Source organism: Archangium gephyra (genome assembly GCF_049060025.1).
Classification (GTDB): domain Bacteria; phylum Myxococcota; class Myxococcia; order Myxococcales; family Myxococcaceae; genus Archangium; species Archangium gephyra_A.
This window is the reverse complement of the sequence record NZ_JBMEQQ010000002.1, coordinates 8,438,735-8,455,815: the sequence shown is the minus strand read 5'-3', so window position 1 is coordinate 8,455,815 and position 17,081 is coordinate 8,438,735. Positions and strand designations below refer to the sequence as shown.

Here is a 17,081-nt window from a genome sequence, read left to right as displayed (position 1 = left end):
CGGACGGACGGCCCGCGAAGCCCCGGAGGCTCCTTCCCGTTCGGACAAGGAGCCCTTCGACATCGGCGTGGTGCTCGCGCGCGTGCGCGAGTCCACCCGGGGTTTCGCGGACGCCGCCATGTTCGAGCTGGCGGAGCGCGGCCATGCGAGCCTCTTCGAGCAGCTCGTGGGCTGCATCCTGTCCATCCGCACGCGGGACGAGGTGACGCTGCCCGTGGCGCTGCGGCTGCTCGCCCAGGCCCGTACCCCGGAGGCCATGCGCCAGTTGAGGCCGGAGCGCATCGGCGCCCTCATCCGCCCGGTGACGTTCCCCGAGCCGAAGGCGGGGACGATCCACGCCATCGCCACACGCACCGTGGAGGAGTTCGGCGGCGAGCTGCCGTGCGACGCCCAGGTGCTGCAATCCTTCAAGGGCGTGGGGCCCAAGTGCGCGCACCTGGCGCTGGGCATTGCCTGCGGACAGGCCCGCATCAGCGTGGACATCCACGTGCACCGGGTGACGAACCGCTGGGGTTACGTGCGGGCGGGCACCCCCGAGCAGACGCTGGCCGCGCTGGAGGCGGTGCTGCCCCGGGCGCACTGGGTGGAGCTCAACCGGCTGCTGGTGCCGTTTGGCAAGCACGTGTGCACGGGCACGCAGCCGAAGTGCTCCACGTGCCCGGTGCTGTCCATGTGCCGGCAGGTGGGCGTGCGCAACCCGCGCTGAGACGGCCGGGCCGCCCGGGCGCTTCAGCGGTCCGCGGCGAGCAACTGCGTCACCCGCCGCGCGAACCGCCGCCACGGGTTGGTGCGCCCCCCCCGGGCGAGGGTGATCTCCTTCGAGTGCTCCAAGTCCCGCGCCCAGCACGTCTCCAGACCGGAGGCGAGCCTGCGGTCGGCCACCACCAACGAGCCCTCGCGCATGCGGTGCAGCGACAGCGCATCCAGGTTGGTGGAGCCCACCACGCTCAACCAGTCGTCCACGAGCACCGTCTTGGAGTGCATCATGGAGGGCTGGTATTCCCACATCCGCACCCCGCCCTTGAGCATCCGCTCGTAGGTGGCGCGCTGCGAGGCCCGGACGATGCGCCAGTCATGCACGGGCCCGGCCGCGAGCACCCGCACGTCCACGCCCTGCTTCCGCTTCTCCAGCAGCTGCTCGAGGATGGCCTTGGGCGGGGTGAAGTAGGCGTTGGCGATCCACAGCCGCTCGCGCGCCTTGGCGAACACCATGCGCAGCATGCGCTCGGCGTTGGAGATGCCGGAGACGCCGCTGCTCTCCACGAAACCCGCCCAGGCCTCGCCCTCGTCGTGGGACGGCTCGGGGAAGCAGCTCTCCGGAAGCAACGCGCCGCCACACTCCTGCCAGGAGCGCGCGAAGGCCAACTGCATCTGGTGCACCGTGGGGCCCACCACGCGCACGTTGGTGTCACGCCACTCCTCGGGACTGCACCCCTCGCCCTGCCACGACTTCCAGATGCCGAAGCCCCCGGTGAAACCCACCTTCCCGTCGATGAGGACGATCTTGTGGTGCGTCCGCCCGAAGAGCCGGCCGAGCCACCGGCCCGAGAGCGGCCGGAAGTAGTGCACCTCGACGCCCCCCTCGCGCAGCCGCTTCTCCACCTTCGGGTTGAAGTCGTGCTCGCCGCGGACCTCCTGGCTGCCCACCGGGTCCACGATGACGCGGCAGGCGACTCCCGCGCGCGCCCGCTCGCACAGCGCCTCCACGATACGGTCCGACGGCTCGCTGGGACGCCAGATGAAGACGAGGATGTGGACGGACTCGGTGGCCTGGCGGATGGCCTCGATGAGCGTGTCGAAGATGGCCCCGTTCTCCACGAGCTCCACGCTGTGACCCGGCTCGAGCCGGACACGGGTGGACTGGTAGAGCGCGTGGTTGAAGGCCCGCAGACCGGGCGGCAGCGCCACGGGACCCGTCATCTCGTGCTGGCTGTTGCGGTGGTCAGGCGCCTCCCAGCCCTCTACTTCCGTCGGTGGCGATTCCATGACCGGGGGAAGGTAGGGACGACGCCCGTTCCGGGAAGCCCTCGCGGAGAAAACCCGAGCCCGCCTGCCTGCTCCCCTCCTGTACCCGGGAGCACGTCCTGGAGGACTACTGAACGGAGGACGGGGCGCGGAACACCTCGCCGTCCTGGCCCTCGAGCACGAGGCTGGCGTCGTCCTTGGGAGACACGCGCAGCGCGGCGCGGGGCTGGCCCTTGCGGTCCACGAGCAGCAGCCCGGGGGCACCATGCTCGTCGGCACCGAGGATGGCGCGTGGGCGCCCGTTCTCATCCCCGAGCTTCCAGGCGCGAGGAACCATCGGGCATCAATCCCACGGAGAAGAACTCGGTGCCGCCGTTGTTGCCGAGCACGAGGCGGGGGGCCTCATCCGAGTACACGGTGAGCTCGGCGAGCATGGTGCCCTCGGCGGTGGCGAAGCGCAGCCGGGGCGAGCCGCTGGAATCCACACCCAGCAGGGCGCGGGCCCGGCCCTCGGTGTCGTGCAGCACCAGACCGCCCTCGCCGCCCTCCTGGGCCGAGAGCGTGGCGCGGGTGCGGCCCTGGCTGTCCATCAGGGTGAGGCGCGAGGCCACCAACTCCCCGCCGTCCGAGGCCCCCATCGGGCGCAGCAGGGCCACGCCCATGCCGAGCCCCCCGAGCGCGAGCGCGGCGAAGGTGACGAACCGCAGGCGGCGGTAACGGCGCTCCAGCAACTCCAGGCGTGAGTCCAGGCTATCCATCCCGTCGAGACCTCCTGTCCGGACCTGGAGGACGGCACCGGATGACCAGAGGCTAACCGAGCCAGGCCCTCCGATGCGCGTCTCTGTCCACCATCGACCTCCCGCCCCGGGTGGGACTGGTGGGAGCCGGGCGCCGGACGTATCCGCCCTGGAACATGTCCCGACGACTTCTCTTCCCGTGTCTGTTGCTCGCCCTGGCCGCGTGTGTGCGCAATCCCGTCACCGGCAAGCGCCAACTCTCCCTCCTGTCCACGAAGGACGAGATTGCCATAGGCCAACAAGGCGCCCAGGACGCGCGGCAGTCCATCGGGCTGCTGCCCAACCCCGCGGTGCAGGAGTACGTGGCCCGGGTGGGCCAGAGCCTGGCGGCGAAGTCGGAGCGGCCGGACCTGCCCTGGAGCTTCCAGGTGCTGGACGATCCCACGGTGAACGCCTTCGCCCTGCCGGGCGGCCCCATCTTCGTCACGCGCGGCATCCTCGCCCACATGAACTCCGAGGCGGAGCTCGCGGCGGTGCTGGGGCATGAGATCGGCCACGTCACCGCGCGGCACTCGGCCACGCAGATAACGCGGGCGCAGCTCTCGCAGCTCGGCTTGGGGCTGGGCACGGTGCTGGTGCCGGACCTGGCCCGCTTCGGAGGGCTCGCCTCGGCCGGGCTGCAACTGCTGCTGCTCAAGCATGGGCGCGACGCGGAGACCCAGGCCGACGAGCTGGGCCTGCGCTACATGCTCGACGCGCGCTACGACCCCCGCGAGATGGTCGACCTCTTCCAGATGCTCTCCCGCGTGAGCGGCACCGAGGGCAGCCGCCTCCCCACCTGGCTCGCCACGCACCCCAACCCGGAGGACCGGCTGAAGGAGACGCGGCAGCGCCTCGCCGCGCTCAACGTGGACTTCTCCACGCTCCAGGTGGAGCAGGCTCCCTTCCTGCGCCTGCTCCAGGACATGCCCTACGGGCAGAACCCGCGGCAGGGCTTCTTCCAGGGGACGCGCTTCCTCCACCCGGAGCTGCGCTTCCAGATGGAGTTCCCCCAGGGCTGGCAGACGGCGAACCAGACGCAGGCGGTGCTCGCCGTCAGCCCCCGGCAGGATGCCCTCGTGGGGCTGGGGGTGGTGGGCAACGTCCCTCCCGAGCAGGCCCTGCAACAGTTCTTCTCGAACCAGGCCGTGCAGCCGCTCCCCGTGGCCCCCACGGGCCTGCCCCCGCTCACCCGCTACTTCGAGGCCCGCACGGAGCAGGGGGCCCTCCAGGGCGTGACGTCCTTCGTCTCGCATGGCGGGAGCACCTACCAGCTCATCGGCTACACCGCCGCCGGCCAGCTCGCCACGCATGAGCCGGCCTTCCGCGCCACGCTCGCCAGCTTCCGCGAGCTGACGGACCCGGCGGTGCTCGGCGTGCAGCCGGCGCGCATCGACCTGGTGACGCTCGGCGAGCCGATGACGCTGGAGCAGTTCAACGCCCGCAACCCCTCCACCATCCCCCTGGAGGAGCTGGCCACCCTCAATGGCCTCACCCCGGGTGAAACGATGCCCGCCGGCCGGAGCGTGAAGCGCGTCGTGGGGGGCGTGCCGCCTCGCTCGCCGTGAAGCGTCCCGGGCAGCGGAACGCTGGAATTCCAGAAGAGTTGATAAAATCCAGATAGGCTTGACAGACCCAATCCCCTTGGTGTTCAATGAACTCATGAGTCGCTGGAAAGACGGCTCAGTCCTGTTTTCCAGTTTTGAGTCCGGGTTTGCCCTCGGAACGGAGGATGCGATGTCGCTCGAAGCATTCACGAAGGTGACCGAGGCCTCGAAGCTGCTGGTGGAGCATGGATTCTCTGGCCATGCGGTGATGTCGGCCATCGAGATGGTGGGCAAGGCGATCGGGGTGGACCGGGCGGTGGTGTACGAGAACAGCACGGCGACGATGCCGGGCAAGCGCCTGGCGCCGCTGCGGCACGCGTGGGGCTCGGCGCCGATGACGCCGCTCATCCAGACGTTCCCGTTGAAGGATCAGATGGCGGGCTGGGTGGAAGTGCTCTCGCGTGGGCAGCCGGTCTGGGACCTGGTGCGCAACATCCAGGGGCCGCTGCAGGTGAACCTGGAGGCGCAGGGGGTGCAGTCGGTGCTGCTGAGCCCCATCAACGTGGGCAACCTCAACGGCCAGTGGTGGGGCTTCCTGCGGCTGGACGACTGCACCAAGGAGCGCCGGTGGTCGTCGGAGGAGATGACGATCGTGCGGACGCTGTCGCGCTCGCTGTCGAACGCGCTGCGCCAGGACATGCGGCGCGAGCAGCTCGCGCAGACGCGCCAGGATCTGGAAAACCTGATGCTGCGCTGCGCGGCGACGGGCACGCGCTGAGCGCACGCTCAACCCCCCTTCCTCAGCGCTTCACGAGCCCGGCCTGGAACCGCTGTTTTTCAGCGGTCCAGGCCGCTTCTTTTCGCACGAACACGTCGAGCGCCTCGGGAGGCCCGCTCCGGGTCACGAGGGCACGGGCATACAGCTCGAGCCGCTCCGCATCGGGCGAGCCCGGAGGACTACCGCCGGTCGCGCTGCAGGTCGGCGAGAACGCGGCGGAGGTACCAGGCCTCGGACTTGCCGGGGTGCTTCTCCTGGAGGCGGGCCACGTGGCGCGTGAGGGACTCCTCGGCCTGGGCGCGCGGCAACTGGACGCTGCGGAAGTACGCGTCACGCAGGCGGCTGGCCTCGTTGCCACTCAGGAGCCAGTAGAGGACTCCGAGGCACAGCAACGCGCCGACCACCAGGATGACGATGTCCGTATCGACGGCTTCTTGGTTCACGCGCCGGACCCTACCGCGAGTCCCGGCTCAGAACAGCTTCCACCACTTCTTCTTGGGCGGCTCGGCGGGCTTCTGCCCGGTGTCCGGACTGGCGGTGGGAGCCGCGGGAGCAGCCGCCGGAGCCTGTGCGGCCGCCTTCGCGCGCGGAGGAGGTGAGGGCCGACGCCCGTAGCGGGCCTCCAGCGCGCGGGCCTTCTGCTGCAGCGCCCTGCCCTTCACCGGGTCCACCATGGCGACATAGTTGGCGTAGCCCACGGCCGAGGCGATGACATCCGTGCTGTTGCCCCAGCGCTTGCCCTCGGGCCCCGTCTTCTCGAGCTGGTGCAGCAGGGCGCGGAAGCGCTTGAGCGTGTCGCGGTCCACACCGGGCTTGTCGTTGACGACGACGCCCGTCACCTCCTGCTGGCGGCCCCGGCGCAGCACGCGCGTCTTCTCGGGGTGCGGAGTGAAGTCCTCCTCGCGCACCAGCCAGCGCACGAAGCGCAGCAGCTCGCCGGCATCGTGCGGCCCGGGACCGTGGGCGGAGAAGGTGAGGTCATCCGCGTAGCGCGTGTAGACGAAGCCCAGCTTGCGCGCCGCGCCCGAGAGCCTCCGGTCCAATCGTCGGCAGAGGATGTTCGTCAGCGCGGGCGAGGTGGGCGCGCCCTGGGGCAGCCGCCGCCCGCCCTGGGTGACGAAGAAGCGCTGCCCGTCCAGCTCCACCTCTTCCACGTCCGGCTCGGTGCACAGCAGCGCCAGCACCGTGGCGGCGGCCTCGCTGTAACCCAGCTTCGCGAAGACGCCCTTCACCCGCGGGTACAGCACCGAGGGAAAGAAGTCCTTCAAGTCCAGGTTCACCACCACGCCCGCGCCCACGTGGGGCCGGGCATTGGTGACGATGGAGCGCCCCGCGCGGAAGCCGTGGGCCGCGTCGTGCACGGGCACCTTCTCGAGGATGTTCTCCAGCACCCAGGCCTGTGCCGCCTTCAGACGCGGCAGGGGCGCGGAGATGAGCCGGGTGCCGCCCGTCTTCTTGAGCAGCCGGAAGCGCACGTAATTGCTGGTGGTGGACGCGGTGCGCGTGAAGCACAACGCCCGGAGCTTCCCCACGCTCAACCCCAGCGCCTGCGCCAGTGCCTCCGGGGTGGCCAGCACGGGCAGCCCCAGGCGCGCCAGCTTCGCCTCGTCCGGGGTGCGCTCGCTCAGGCCGCCGGACACGCCCCGGCCCAGGAAGAGCACCTCCTTGCCCTTGCGCTCCTTCCAGGCCTCGGCCCGCGCCAGCCGCTCGCGCTCGCGCCGCTCCTTCGTCTCCTGCTGCTTGCGCCGGCTCTCCTCCAGCCGCCGCTTGCGCAGCTCGCGCTTCATCGCCTCCAGGTTGCCCAGGCGGCTCTGCTCGGTGGTGAGCGCGCGCAGCTCCGCCTGCAACTCGTTGCGGCGGTGCACGACGTCCACCGGGTCCCCGGGGCGCTCGCTGCGCGCCGGCCAGAAACCCAGGCGCACCATCTCCTCCAGGACGACCTCGTCCTTGGAGCCGGCGCGGATGCGGTCGTACAGCTCCTGTCGGCTACGCGGAGGCTGGGAGGACATGGCGGGCCTGGTGAGAAAGGGAGAGTCCGTCCACGCGGCGGTCAGAGAGCACCTTCGTACTGCTCTCGGGACTGGACCGTCTCAACTCAAGCGGTACCCCCTCCTGGTGGCGCGCAGGACCGACGAGGTCGACAGCGCTGCCGCCACCAGGAGGGAGGTACCGCACAGTGAAGAGCGGGCCAGTGATGCATGACAGGCCATGAGGCATGGACGGCGAAACACCGTCCGGGTTGCAAGGTACTGCCCCCTGACCGCCGCGTGCGCGGACCCTCCCCCTACTCATGTGCGAAACAGCCGTGAGTGCTCGAGCCGCAGCGCGAGCAGGTGCTCGCACGGCCCCCGGAACAACTTGTTCTGCTGGAAGAAGTTGCACGTGCACTCGCCGAAAACCATACGCTGGTCCGCGTCGAGCCGCAAAGTGGGACGAAGCACCTTCGCGCCCTCCCTCACCGAGCCGCTCAGCTCCAGCGAGCCATCCGCCCCGGGCCGCGCCTTCAGGTCCACCGCCCGTGCGTCCAGAAAGCGCGTGGCCTGTGCCTCGCGCTCGTTGGAGAAGCGCAACGCGTCCAGGGGCAGGGGCTCGCGGCTCAGCTCGCGCGCCCGGTACACGCCCTTGTTCAAGTCCCAGATGGCCCGCCCCGCCTGCGTCCAGGCCGACAGCGCGCCGAGCACCGCGCCCCGCTCCAGCCCCAGCTTCGAGGCCAGCGCCTCGGGCGTGGCGGACCACGTCTCCTTGAGCGCATCGAAGACGCGGCGGCGGGTGAACTCGTCCACCTGCCCGCGCGGGGCCAGCAGATCGAAGTTGCCCGCGGTGGCCCAGTCATTGGCCGTCCACCCGGACAGGCCCAGGGTGAAGGACAGGTCCCCCAGGTCCGCCACATAGAAGGAGGGCAACCCCGTGCCCAGCAGGTGCACGGTGAAGCGCTTCGCCACGGGGATGAGCCGCTCCAGTACGCCGAGGCGCCGGCGGCCCCACACGCGGATGTCGTGCGTGCCCTCGCCCTCGTACACCGAGCGCCGGCACACCACCTCCGTGCCCCACGGCTCGAACACCACCTTCACCGGCTGCCCCGGCGCCAGCACGTAGCGCATGGAGCGCGGCCCCTTCTTCTCCTTGTGCCGCTTGAGGATGAAGAGGAAGTTGTGCACGTCCATGGGGTGCAGCGTGAAGCGCACCGCTGGCAGCGCCATCGCCGAGTTCACCTGCAGGAAGCCGCGCACCCACGAGTCCGGGAGGTCGATCTTCACCTCCTTGTATGCCGTGTCCGTGCCCGTCTGCGTGGTGAAGCCGCTCGGGTCCACCTCGAAGCGCGTGCGCTTGTAGGACCTTATCTTCTGGAACTCGTCGTACAGCGGCGACGAGTAGTCGATGTTGGTGGTGCCGCAGGAGAACTCGCCGACGTTCTGGAACACCTCGTAGCTGGCGCCGAGCCGGCCGTAGCTGGACTCGTCCTGGCTGAAGCACTCGAAGAAGCACTCGTCCGGGTGGACGGTGATGACCGGGTCCAACACGAACCAGAAGTCGCGGTTCTTGTCGTAGAGGTAGCGGAAGTAACGCGCGCGGGCCTCGTAGAAGGAGCCCATGCGGCGCAAGCTCTCCTGCTCCAGCGCGGTGAGCTCCTCGCGCAGGGCCTTGAGACGGCTGGCCACCGACTGGCGCTGCGCGGCGATGGCCACCAGGTCCACCTCCTCCTGCTGCGCCGCCCAGAGCTTGTAGGCCGTCTTGTCCTTGGGCTTGAAGCGCAGGTCCGACACCACCACGTCATGGAGGGCGGAGATGGCCTCGCGGAAGGCCACGTTCTGGCGCAGCTCGCCGGAGAAGAAGGTGGGCGGCCGCTTGACGTCCGGCGCGAAGGACAGCGCGGTGCTGTCCCCCTGGTTCCGCACCGTGCTGCTGCCCGCGTAGGAGTACTCAAACTGCACGGCGGACCTCCACCGGGCGGACGACGAAGGGAATGGGGAGAGACGGCTGCGCCTTGACGATGGAGAGCATCGCCTCCAGCGCCGCGGCCCGATGCTCTATAGCAATGGTGGCTGACATCCGGTGCAACACCTCCAGGGCCACGCGGCCACTGGCCTCCGTGCTCCGGCCCTCGCGCTGGAGGAAGCCCAGCACACGCTGGCGCGCGATACGGCCCTTGTTCACCTGACTCAGCACGCGGATGAAGTACGGCGCGAGCTGCTCCGCCAGCTCCGGCTTGCCGCTGGCGAAGCGGTCCAGGTACGTGGTGGCGAAGAGCTGCACGGCGGGCGCGGGGTGCTCGGACAGCCGCAGGAGCAGCGCGGGCCCGTCCTCCTCGCGAAAGGAGCGCGTGAGCATCTCCCGCCCGAAGGCCTGCACGTCCTTGCGCACGCTGTCCGCCACCGAGACGAGCACCTCCAGGGAGAAGTCCTCCGGGGTGAAGCGCTCGCGGAAGTAGCGGAAGCCGAAGGCGCGGGCATCGTCCCAGCGCGAGTCCAACAGGCCCACCGCCGTGGCCAGCTCCGCGCGCACCTCGGGGACATGGGCCTCCAGCCAGCGCCACGCCCACTCGCGCACCGCCAGCACGTCATGCCCGGCGAGCCTCACCGCGCGCGGCACGTCCACCGTCAGCACCGCGCCATGGCGGGCGAGCAGCGCCGCGCCCACCGTCTGCGCGTCACCGTCCTCGGACTCGAGCAACCGCCACGCCGTCTCCGCCGGCAGGGCGGCGAGCGCGGGCGCCAGCTCTCCGGAGAGGAGCGCGGCGATGTGGGCGGGAATGCCCTCCGGCAGGCGGCGGCGCAGCAGGGCGGCCAGCAGGGACTCCACGGCCCGGGCCCCGGCAGAGGAGCTCGCGGCCACGAGCCTCCCGAGCAGCGGGCGCACCGCGGCGCGCACGTCCGGCACGGGGCTGGTGGCCAGCCGGATGAGGAGCTCCTCCTGGGCGAGCAGCGTGGCCTCGGACTCGGCGAGGAGCGCGAGCAGCCGCAGGCCCAGGGCCCGGAGCGGCGCGTGCTCGGACTGCACGAGGAGGAGCAGCAGCGCGTCCGGCACGGGCTCGGTGCGCAGGTCGCGGCGCAGGAGCAGCTCGCCGCCCAGCTCCTGCACCTCGGGCATGGGGTGGGCGAGCAGGTCGCGCACCACGTCCAGCCCCACCACGCGGGAAGAAGGTCCCACCGCGGCGAGCACCACCCGGGCCACGTCCGAGGCGATGGGGCCGTCCTCCTTCGTCTTCAGTTGCAGCAACGCCGCCACCAATCGGCCGACGAGCGTGCGTGCCGTCTGCTCGGAGAGCACGGAGCCGCGCACCAGGTTGGCGGCATAGGCGCGGGTGTCCGCCTGCCGCGCGGTGGCCAGTCCGGCGATGAAGCCGGAATCCTCGATGAGGACGTGGCGCAGCTCGTCCATCCAGCGGAAGGCCTGCTGGCGGGCGGGGGCGTACGAGGAGCGCGCCACCGCGAGCAACAGGGCCCGGGGCTCGCGCCGCGCATCCAGCCGCTGCAACGCCAGCTCAAAACCGAGGCGCGCGGTGGACTCGTAGGGGCGCTCCAGCAGCATGGCCACCGCGTCCACGTCCAGCCGCGCGAGGAAGTCCGGGCAGGCGCGCAGCGCGCGGGAGGCGAAGTCGTGCACCGGGGCGCAGACACTCTCGTCCAGCAGGTGCAGCAGGCCCGCGGGGGTGCGCTCCCACAGCTTGGGGAAGGATTCCTCGCGAGCCTCGGGCGCCCGCTCTCCGGGGCGGTAGGCGCCCTTGCAGCGGAAGGCGAGCGAGTTGTCCACGGGCTCGTAGCGCGGGCTCTCGCGGAACAGAAGCTGGTTGAAGGCCCAATAGGGCCACCAGGTGTCCCAGTGCTGCTGGTGACGGCCCCAGCCGGTGGTGCGAGGGCCGGCGGTGTCCTCGTCACTGAAGGCGAGCAGCACGCCCACCGCCATCCTCACGAAGTCCGGGCTCTCCAGCTCGCCCAGGCGGCGCAGCGTGCGCCACACCCGGCGCCGGAGGAACTTGCGCGTCTCCCAGGTGTAGGCACGCGGCCGGCTGGACCCGAGCGTGCGCTCCTTCTCGTAGCGCCAGGCGATGAGGCCGAAGACCTCGCCGTCATAGCGGTACTCGGCCGCCTTGAAGAGGTGGCGCAGCACCTTCACCGACTGCACGGAGAAGGGCACGGTGCGCAGCACACGCAGCAGGGCGGGGCGCACCGCTTCCGAGTCCACCAGGTAGAGGGGCTCGAGGACCTCGAGCGCGTCCGCCTTCCCGGAGGCGAGGTGCGCATCGAGCGCCTTGCCGAAGGCCTCCGCGTCCCCGGCCCGGGCGGGCTCGCGCACCGCGGGAGGCAGCTTCTCCAGCACGTCCCGGCGGAAGTCGGCGCGGGTGGCCTCGTCGGAGAGTTGCAGCAGGGCCTCGGTGGCCATGCGGCGCACCATGTCCGGTGCCCGGGCGTCACCGTAGAGCCGCCCGAGCGCGGACACGGACTTCTCCGAGCCCAGGCGCCCCAGGGCGGCGGCAACGGTGTAGGCCCGCAGGGGCGTGGCCCGATCCAGCAGGGGCAACAGCAGGGGCTCGGCGGCGCGCAGCCGCAGCTCGCCCGCGCGCCAGATGACGCGCTCCAGGGCGCGGGGCTGGGCACGCACGTCGGCGCGGCGGAACCACCGCCTGGCACTGGTCTCCTGTTGGAGCTGCGCCAGGAGAGCACTCTCCCGGGGCGACATACCGGCCGGGGCCTCCACCGTCGGAGGCGGGGCCGCGGGAGCCCGAGGAGCGGGCGGCGACACGGGCGTCCCGGGCGCGCCACCGCGCACGTAGCCCGAGTCCAGCTTGGACTGGACGAGCTTGTCGAAGACGCGCTTCGCCTCGGCCTGGGGCACGGGCACGGGCGTCTTCGAGCCGTCCTTGAGCGGGGTGCCCCTCCGCCCATAGCGGAAGTTGACCACGCACTGGCCCGGGGAGACTTCCAGGAGGTCCACCTCGTACACCTTGTCGCTCTTCCCCTCTTGGAAGAGCAGCGCCACCTGCTCGAGCAGTTTCACGTCAGCTCACCAGCCTGCGGATGTCGCCATAGGCGCGGTAGAAGCCACCGCGCGCGGACTCACGGACACCCTCCACGACGTAGCGGCCGCCCGCATCGCGGATGTCCTTGGGGAACTGCACGTGCCAGTCGGAGTGGTAGCCGGGGGACACCACGCGCACGCGCAGGTTGGGCCCGTCCTGGTAGCACTCCACGACGACGCCGGTGCCCGCCTCGCGCGTCGTCTCCACGGTTCCGGAGGGGACAGCGGCCACGGGCTTGGGGGCCTGGATGCTGCGCGCCTGCGGCACCGAGCCGGACTGGGCGGACTGGATGGCCTTCTCGCTCGCGTCGATGCAGGCGAGCACGCCCTCGGTGGTGACGAGGTAGAGCCGGTCCTGGAAGAACTGCATGGAGAAGGCCGAGCCGCAGCCGGTGGACAGCTTCCAGAGCCGCTGGCCCTTGTCGTTGAAGCAGTAGACGCTGGACATGTTGTCGCCAGCGAAGACGTAGCGGCCGTCATCCACCGCGGCGCAGGAGAACACCGCCGCGTCGCACTGCATGACGGGCCCCACGTCCCCCTTCTTGGTGAAGCGGTGCACGAAACCCAGGTTGGTGCAGGCGTAGAGCGAGGACTCCTCCTGCCAGCCGAACAGGACGTTGCCCTGGGTGGAGCGGTGCCAGATTTCGCGGCCGTCCTCCCAGTCGTACATGGTCAGACCGCGCCCGTGGCCGTGGTACATGCCCAGCTCGTCGCAGCGCACCATCCACCCGTGGGTGCCGACGCTCTGCTTCGCCCACTGGGACTCGTCCTCGTGGTTGATGGCGGTGAGCTTGCCGCCCGCGTCGGACACGCCCAGGACACCGTCCTTGATGTCCAGCCAGTAGATGTCCAGGTCGTCGGAGATGTTGTAGGCGACGCGCGGCACCTTGCCGCCGAGGTCATAGACGCGGCCGTCGTCGCACCCGGCGTAGATCCAGCGGTCATCGGCGACGATGCACTTCACCCCATCGGGGAGGCGGAACTGGGAGAGCGTGCGGCCCTCGTGGTCCACCGAGTAGATGGAGCCGCTCTCGTTGCCCACCCAGCAGCGCGAATCGTCCACGAAGACGCCGAAGGCCCGGTCGCCCGAGTTGAACTTCCAGAGGAGCGGAGCCAGGTTCGCGTTGGAGCGGCCGCTGGTGATTTCGCGGCGGGTGATGGAGCGCTTCTGGCGCTGGCCCATGACGGCGGGGGCATAGCCCTTGCGGACCTTCTCGTTGATCTTCTTCCGGGCTTCGGCGATCGCCTTGTCCTCGGAGGGGAACTGGGAGACCTGCGTCTGGCCCTTGTCGCCGATGCGGCCGTAGCGGACGGTGAGGGAGTTGCCCTCGACCTTCACCTCGTAGAACTTGTGCGACCCGCCCCCCGCCTCCGACAGCTCCAGGTACGTCCGTTCCTCGGCCATGCTCAGGTCTCCCTGCTGATGCGGTACGTGCAGAGTAGTCCGAGGAACTGACAGCACGGAAGCATTCCAGCGAGCGGCGCCACATCGTCAGCGCCCACTACGCCCAGGTCATCGAGCACCTGTTCGAGCGCGCGGGCGCTGGCGACTGAGCGTCCCTCACGCGATGACGTCGGGGGGAGAGCCCATCGGCGCCCCGCCCGGGTCCGGGGCCTCGTGGATGCCCGGAGGATTGAACTCCGGCTCGGTCTGACGGCCCGGCTCTTCCATGGGCGGCTCGCGCCGGGAGGGAGGCTCTATCTCCGGCGGCTGGCGCGAGGGCGGATCGATCTCCGGCTGGTGCCTCCGGGTGGGCGGTTCGATCTCCGGTGAGGGCTGCGGCCCCGGCTCCCGCTGCGGGGGCTGCTGGGGATTGGGCTCCTTCGTCGGTGCTCCGGGAGTCGTCGGCGTCTTCTCTGGCATGTCTCCCCTCCTTGGGTCTCCTGGCCTCCGGGCCAGCGTCACCAATCTGCTCATCCGGGTGGGTACAGGTATGAGGCGGCCAGGGAGGGAACCCCTCGCCCGCTTGCTGTCGCGCACGCCCGCCAGCCCCACGTTGGGGACTCGGGAGTTCCAAGGAGGGCAGGAAATGAGAGTTCCGATGGGAGTTCTAGGGTCGCTCGTGGGAGGCATCGGAGTGGGCGCGGGGCTCATGTACCTGGGAGACCCGCGCAGTGGCCGGCGCCGCCGGGCCGGGGTGCACGACAAGGCCCTTCACGCCGTACACGAAACCCAGGAGGCCGCCCGCGTGGTGGTGCGCGACATCGCCCACCGCACGCGCGGCTTCTTCTTCGAGACCCTCCACCGGATGCGCCGTGAGGAAGTGGACGACCGGACCATCGAGGCCCGCATCCGCTCGGCGCTCGGCCGGGTGTGCTCGCATACGCACGCCATCCACGTGAGTGTCGAGCAGGGCCGGGTCCGGCTCGACGGCGTCGTCCTCGCGGCCGAGCACCCGCGCATTCTCTCCCGCATCGCGCACGTGCGCGGTGTCCTGGACCTGACGGACAACCTCCAGGTGTTCAAGGAGCCGGACCGCCATCCGGACCTACAGGGCGGCTCGGTCCGTCCCGGGGACCGGCCCGAGTTCTTCCAGCACAACTGGTCGCCCGCGGCGCGCTTCGTGGCGGGGCTCGGGGGCGCGAGCCTGCTGACGTGGGGCCTCACCCGCCGCGGCGTGGGGGGCATGGGCTCGGCCTTCCTGGGCTCGCTGCTCACCCTGCGCAGCATCACCAACATCGAGCTCAAGCGCCTCACCGGCCTGGGCGGCGAGCGGCTGGCCATCGAGGTCCACAAGAACATCATCGTCCACGCCCCGGTGGAGGAGGTGTTCGGCTTCTGGCGGGCCATGGAGAACTTCCCGCGCTTCATGAGCCACGTGGAGGAGGTGCGCACCAGCGGGGAGGACCGCTCGCACTGGCGGGTGCGGGGCCCGGCCGGCACCGTCTTCGAGTGGGATGCCATCGTCACCCGGCTCATCCCCCACCAGGTGCTCGCCTGGAAGAGCGTGGAGGGCTCCACGGTGGAGAACGCGGGCATCATCCACTTCGGCCCGTCCCACGACGGCCGCTCCACGCGGTTGGACATCCGCATGTCCTACAAACCGCCCGCGGGCGCGCTGGGCCACGCCTTCGCCCGGCTGCTGGGCGCCGACCCCCGGAAGCAGATGGATGACGACCTGATGCAGCTCAAGTCGCTCATCGAGACGGGCAAGGCCCCGGGGCGTGAGAGCGTCTCGCGCGAGCGGACCTCCCCCTCCACGCCGGAGCGGCGCGGGCCCCGGCCGGTGCACTGACGGCATGCGCGAGGCAACGGGACGTGTAGAGATAGGAGCCACCGCATGCGCTCCATCTCTACCCGCTTCCCGCTCCAGCCCCTGCTGCTCGCCGCCGCGCTGCTGCTGTCCTGTGCGCACCCCGGCGGAGGACCCGCGCGTGCCCGCCCCCGCACGGTGTCCGTCCAGGTGCTGGCCCTCAATGACTTCCACGGCCACCTCGCACCGCCCTCGGACACCTCGGGGGAGATTCGCACGGGCAGCAACCCCGACGGCAGCCCCGTCCGGGTGAAGACGGGGGGCATGAGCCACCTCGCCCACCACCTCGCCCGGCTGCGCGCCCTCGAGCCGAGGAACACCCTCATCGTGTCCGCGGGAGACCTCATCGGCGCGAGCCCGCTCGTCTCCGCGCTCTTCCACGACGAGCCCACCATCGAGGCGATGAACCTCGCGGGGCTGGCGCTCAACGGCGTGGGCAATCACGAATTCGACGAAGGGGCCGCCGAGCTCCGGCGCATGCAGAGCGGAGGTTGCCACCCGGTGGATGGGTGCCAGGACGGCACGCCCTTCGAGGGTGCGCGGTTCCAGTTCCTCGCCGCCAACGTGACGGACGCCCAGGGCGCTCCCCTCTTCCCGGCCCACGCCGTGCGTGAGTTCGACGGCGTGAAGGTGGCCTTCATCGGCATGACGCTCGAGGGCACGCCGGAGATCGTCGACGCTGCCGGCATCCGGGGGCTCCAGTTCCGCGACGAGGCCGAGACGGTCAACGCGCTGGTGCCCGGGCTGAGGAAGCAGGGCGTGCGGGCCATCGTGGTGCTGCTGCACGAGGGCGGCGTCCAGACGGGCACGTATGACGGATGCGAGGGCATCTCCGGGCCCATCGTGGACATCGTCCGGCGCATGGACGCGGAGGTGGACGCCGTCATCACCGGCCACACCCACCAGCCCTACAACTGCGTCATCGCCGGCAAGCGCGTCACCAGCGCGGCCTCCTATGGACGGCTCATCACGGACCTGGACCTCGTGCTGGACGCGGCCACCGGGGACGTGGTGGAGAGCACCGCGCGCAACGTGCTCGTCACCCGCGACACGGAGGGCGTCCCCGAGGTGCAAGCGCTCGTCGAGCGCTATGACGCCCTGGCCGCCCCCCGGCGCAACCGTGTCCTCGGCCAGGTGACGGAAACCCTGCGGCCGCCGGATCCCCAGCGGTGGCCCTCGGGCGAGTCCCCCCTGGGCAACACCCTCGCCGATTCGCAGCTCGCCGCGACGAAGGACGCGGGGGCCCAGGTGGCCTTCATGAACCCCGGCGGCATCCGGGCGGACCTCGAAGCGGGCGACGTCACCTATGGCGAGGCCTTCGACGTGCAGCCCTTCGGCAACACCCTGGTGACGATGACGCTCACCGGCGCGCAGCTCCACACCCTGCTGGAGCAGCAATGGGAGGGGAGCCTCGTGCGCGTCCTCCAACCGTCTCGGGGCTTCGGCTACACGTGGAAGGCCTCGGCGCCCGTGGGCCAGAAGGTGGACCCGGCCAGCCTGCGGCTCCACGGCGCCCCCGTGGACCCGGCGGGCCGCTACCGCGTGACGGTGAACAGCTTCCTCGCCCAGGGCGGAGACAACTTCCGCGTGCTCCCCACGGGCACCGAGCGGCGCGGCGGCCCGTTGGACCTGGACGCACTGGAAGCGTGGCTGAAGGCCCGCTCGCCCCTGTCCCCGCCCGGGACGAACCGCCTCCAGCGGGTGGAATAGCCGGCAGACGACACTCGCGCCGGACAGCGGGCGA

General features: G+C 70.8%; 14 protein-coding genes. 5 read left to right on the top strand and 9 right to left on the bottom strand.

Translation table 11 applies throughout. From position 1 onward, the window contains the following. Positions 1–67 precede the first annotated feature (67 nt). The gene (locus ACN28I_RS37030) at positions 68–706 is read left to right on the top strand and encodes an endonuclease III domain-containing protein (RefSeq protein ID WP_420946609.1); all 639 of its coding nucleotides are present in this window, start codon (positions 68–70) and stop codon (positions 704–706) included. 23 nt (positions 707–729) lie between these two features. Here the strand turns inward: ACN28I_RS37030 and ACN28I_RS37025 are convergent, their stop codons facing one another. From ACN28I_RS37025 to ACN28I_RS37015, 3 genes are all read right to left on the bottom strand, one after another. Further along, positions 730–1,920: a phospholipase D-like domain-containing protein gene (locus tag ACN28I_RS37025; RefSeq protein ID WP_420946608.1), complete on the bottom strand. Its 1,191-nt coding sequence runs from the start codon at positions 1,918–1,920 to the stop codon at positions 730–732. 172 nt (positions 1,921–2,092) lie between these two features. Next, positions 2,093–2,302, bottom strand: a complete 210-nt coding sequence (locus ACN28I_RS37020) for a hypothetical protein (RefSeq protein ID WP_420946607.1) — start codon at positions 2,300–2,302, stop codon at positions 2,093–2,095. Beyond that, entirely contained in the window at positions 2,271–2,723 is a 453-nt protein-coding gene (locus tag ACN28I_RS37015) for a hypothetical protein (RefSeq protein WP_420946606.1), read from the bottom strand. The genes ACN28I_RS37020 and ACN28I_RS37015 overlap by 32 nt, the downstream gene beginning before the upstream one ends. Before the next feature lie 155 nt (positions 2,724–2,878). Here ACN28I_RS37015 and ACN28I_RS37010 point away from each other — a divergent pair, with 155 nt between their 5' ends. Together ACN28I_RS37010 and ACN28I_RS37005 are read left to right on the top strand one after the other, a co-directional pair. Next, positions 2,879–4,309: a M48 family metalloprotease gene (locus tag ACN28I_RS37010; protein ID WP_420946605.1), complete on the top strand. Its 1,431-nt coding sequence runs from the start codon at positions 2,879–2,881 to the stop codon at positions 4,307–4,309. 169 nt (positions 4,310–4,478) lie between these two features. Beyond that, on the top strand, positions 4,479–5,066 hold the full coding sequence (locus tag ACN28I_RS37005; protein ID WP_420946604.1) for a GAF domain-containing protein: 588 nt from the start codon (positions 4,479–4,481) through the stop codon (positions 5,064–5,066). Positions 5,067–5,245: 179 nt separating this feature from the next. Here ACN28I_RS37005 and ACN28I_RS37000 read toward each other — a convergent pair whose 3' ends face one another. The 6 genes from ACN28I_RS37000 to ACN28I_RS36975 form a co-directional block, all read right to left on the bottom strand. Further along, on the bottom strand, positions 5,246–5,509 hold the full coding sequence (locus ACN28I_RS37000) for a hypothetical protein (protein WP_420946603.1): 264 nt from the start codon (positions 5,507–5,509) through the stop codon (positions 5,246–5,248). Positions 5,510–5,536: 27 nt separating this feature from the next. Next, positions 5,537–7,075 (bottom strand): reverse transcriptase family protein, encoded by a 1,539-nt coding sequence (locus tag ACN28I_RS36995; RefSeq protein ID WP_420946602.1) that lies wholly within the window; start codon positions 7,073–7,075, stop codon positions 5,537–5,539. A gap of 279 nt (positions 7,076–7,354) precedes the next feature. Beyond that, a complete protein-coding gene (locus tag ACN28I_RS36990) occupies positions 7,355–8,998 on the bottom strand; it encodes an SWIM zinc finger family protein (protein ID WP_420946601.1) in 1,644 nt (547 codons plus the stop codon). Continuing rightward, positions 8,988–12,062, bottom strand: a complete 3,075-nt coding sequence (locus ACN28I_RS36985) for a hypothetical protein (protein WP_420946600.1) — start codon at positions 12,060–12,062, stop codon at positions 8,988–8,990. Before ACN28I_RS36985 ends, ACN28I_RS36990 begins: the two co-directional genes overlap by 11 nt. 1 nt (position 12,063) lies before the next feature. Beyond that, positions 12,064–13,488 (bottom strand): WGR domain-containing protein, encoded by a 1,425-nt coding sequence (locus tag ACN28I_RS36980; RefSeq protein ID WP_420946599.1) that lies wholly within the window; start codon positions 13,486–13,488, stop codon positions 12,064–12,066. Positions 13,489–13,644: 156 nt separating this feature from the next. After that, positions 13,645–13,947 (bottom strand): hypothetical protein, encoded by a 303-nt coding sequence (locus tag ACN28I_RS36975; protein ID WP_420946598.1) that lies wholly within the window; start codon positions 13,945–13,947, stop codon positions 13,645–13,647. Between the two features lie 166 nt (positions 13,948–14,113). Here ACN28I_RS36975 and ACN28I_RS36970 point away from each other — a divergent pair, with 166 nt between their 5' ends. Together ACN28I_RS36970 and ACN28I_RS36965 are read left to right on the top strand one after the other, a co-directional pair. Beyond that, positions 14,114–15,319, top strand: a complete 1,206-nt coding sequence (locus tag ACN28I_RS36970; RefSeq protein ID WP_420946597.1) for an SRPBCC family protein — start codon at positions 14,114–14,116, stop codon at positions 15,317–15,319. A gap of 45 nt (positions 15,320–15,364) precedes the next feature. Then, positions 15,365–17,047 (top strand): bifunctional metallophosphatase/5'-nucleotidase, encoded by a 1,683-nt coding sequence (locus tag ACN28I_RS36965; RefSeq protein WP_420946596.1) that lies wholly within the window; start codon positions 15,365–15,367, stop codon positions 17,045–17,047. Positions 17,048–17,081: the final 34 nt, after the last annotated feature.